Below are 2,327 nucleotides of genomic sequence, written 5' to 3' on the forward strand. Positions count from 1 at the left end.
CGCGATCGTTTTGATCGAAGATGCGCATCCGGAGCTGGTAATAGCGAAAGCAGAGAGCGGCCCGGATCATCTCAGACGATTTGTCATGATACAGCGATTGGGCGACAAACTCGTATCCGTCGCGGGCGCTGCAACTGCAATCACCGATGGGGCCGATACTCGGCGAGACAGCTAGTCGCTCGGCTCGCAGACAATCATTCCAAAAATACCGGGCCACAGAGAGCCTCTGTGGATTACCTAATTGCGGACGATGATTGTTCCGCGTTATCAATGGAGTGCTACGACCGGCAAGCGGCTGGTTGCTATCGGCTCGCCGCCGGGGCTGATTTCAAGGCCAGGCAAAGGCGTTAGGACAGAATCATGCTCAATCCTGAGCTCGATCCGATTCAAGTTACTTCAAAGCCAAACATTGTTTCAGACCTGGAGCGGCAAAATGAGTTAAGCCTTAAGTACGCTCGCAGGCTTGCTTGGGTGGATCAGCATTATTGGACGGGCCGTCTGCTTTTCGGCAAGCCAAGGGAACTGAACGCATCTTTAGGTCGGCTTCGAAAGATTCTAGCCCAACAGAACCGCATCCCCTCTAGCTTGCATCCAATGTTGATCGTAGCGATCGATATCCAAGCTCACTATGCCGCCAATGACGGCGATATTTCAGGTTCAATGAAACCTACGGAGGCTCAGCATTTAGAGGCGGCAAAACATCTCGCGGACAAAATCAAACTGCCCAAACGTCCGCGAGATGACCTTCTACGGTTCCATGTTGAGGCGGTGATGGCAATTATCATTGAAGCCACAGGACTTCGTGTCACAGCATCTCGAACCAAGAATAGCCTATATGATCCGCGTCTGTCAGAAGGCGTTAGTCAGTCAGTGGAGATCGCATTTGCGCAAATTGATCCCGAGGTATCACGGACCACACTGGCCAACATCGTGGTTGATGCACGCAAGAAATATGCTGGTAAGTCGATGCGCTATGACGATTTTTTTCCGAAAGAACGGTTGGTGAACAGCGGTCAGAATCTTGAGCTGATTCCTAAGCCTGGTTTCCAGCTCGTCGCCAGCAAATGGATAGGCATTATTAAATCTTCTTAGCGCGCCTTTGACACAGCGATAACTGATTCGCTCCTTTTCCAATTGAAGGAGTAGATCATGAACGTCGTAACGAACCATCCCCGCATTGAGATGCGCCCACTTGGTGCGATCCGGATCAATCCCAAAAACCCCCGAACGCATAACGCCCAGCAGATCAGGCAAATCAGCCGGTCAATTACGCGCTTCGGTTTCGTCAATCCGATCATTATCGATGATGACGGCCTGATCGTCGCTGGTGCCGGCCGCTACCTCGCGGCTGAAGCCTTGGGCCTCGAAGAAGTTCCGACGCTCAAGGTCGCTTTTGTTACGGAAGCAGATCGCCGGGCTTTTGCACTGGCGGACAACCGTGTAGCAGAACTGTCGACTTGGAATGAAAACCTGCTCGCGGCAGAATTTGAGTTCCTGTTCGAAGCGGAATTCGATGACATTGAAATCACCGGCTTCGATGCGATCGAGATTGACGATATCATACTTGATGACGCGCAATCGTGCAATGATTCAGAAGCTGCGATTGAGCTACCAGAAGGGGATGCGGAAGCAGTAACGCGCTTGGGGGATCTTTGGCATGTCGGCGACCACAGACTTCTCTGCGGCGATGCGCTGGCTTCCACTAGCTACGATCTGCTGCTTGGCGATCAGCGAGCACAGATGGTTTTTGCCGACCCTCCCTACAATGTTCGCGTAAGCGATATCTCTGGCTCAGGTCAAATCCAGCATCGCGAGTTCTCGCAGGCGAGTGGTGAAATGACGGCGCCTGAGTTTACGGCATTTCTGCGCGCGACATTCAGGCATCTCGTGAACTTCAGCGCGGATGGCTCGATCCATTTTCACTGCATGGACTGGCGCCACATTCGCGAAATCACCGATGCGGCTGACGGGGTTTATTCTGATCTGAAAAATCTGATCGTGTGGGCAAAGTCGAATGGAGGGCAAGGGTCCTTCTATAGAAGCGCACACGAAATGATCTTCGCGTTCAAGTCCGGCCGGGCACCGCACATCAACAATTTCGGGTTGGGCGAGAAGGGAAGGTATCGCACCAATGTCTGGCGCTATCCGGGTGCCAACACGTTTCGCAAGGGCCGGATGGACGATCTGAGATCGCATCCAACCGTCAAGCCGTTGCGGATGGTCGCTGATGCGATCCGGGATTGCTCGAAACAGCGCGGTCTCATTCTCGATCCGTTTAGCGGCAGTGGCACAACGCTAGTCGCTGCCGCGCGGACTGGACGCCGGGG

General features: G+C 53.4%; 2 protein-coding genes. Both read left to right on the top strand.

What is annotated here, in order from left to right:
- Positions 1-360: 360 nt before the first annotated feature.
- A complete protein-coding gene (locus DFR46_RS14645) occupies positions 361-1,092 on the top strand; it encodes a hypothetical protein (RefSeq protein ID WP_116237446.1) in 732 nt (243 codons plus the stop codon).
- 90 nt (positions 1,093-1,182) lie between these two features.
- Positions 1,183-2,327 (top strand): site-specific DNA-methyltransferase (locus DFR46_RS14650; protein WP_245953914.1); only part of this gene is annotated, 1,145 nt, incomplete at its 3' end.

Source organism: Parasphingopyxis lamellibrachiae (assembly GCF_003385775.1).
Classification (GTDB): Bacteria; Pseudomonadota; Alphaproteobacteria; order Sphingomonadales; family Sphingomonadaceae; genus Parasphingopyxis; species Parasphingopyxis lamellibrachiae.